At 38.4% G+C, this 427-nt stretch carries 1 pseudogene; it reads right to left on the bottom strand.

What is annotated here, in order from left to right:
• A pseudogene (locus ACI3E5_RS17575) lies at positions 1–427 on the bottom strand (ISL3 family transposase); the annotation flags it as partial.

Here is a 427-nt window from a genome sequence, read left to right on the forward strand (position 1 = left end):
AATGTACGAATAACGGTGGTCAAAGATACCTGACAGCTTTTCGCAATAAAAGATAAAGATACTTTTTCAGTCAGTAAAGAAGCAATTTTATATCTAACATGATTTGCGATTGAATGTCTGGGTTGGACAAAATAACTTTGAGCCGTCCAATGGGTTCGGCAGTTTTTACAGGTATAGCGCTGCTTTTTTAGGCGCATAACTAAAGGCATATGATTGTATTGTTCAAAACGGACAATCATTTCCTTCTTCCCATTTTTCACTATAATTGCTTTCCCGTTTCCATCTACCACAGTAGAACCACAACTTCTACAAGCACGAGGAGTAGGCGAGAGAACAGCATCGACGACCAACGTCTTTTTCTTCTGAAGGGTCTCGTAAGAGACCTCTGTAATCATCAAATCTTTCTCTATTATTCTCAGCATTTTTT

It is taken from the genome of Candidatus Enterococcus avicola, assembly GCF_047470845.1.
GTDB lineage: Bacteria > Bacillota > Bacilli > Lactobacillales > Enterococcaceae > Enterococcus_D > Enterococcus_D casseliflavus.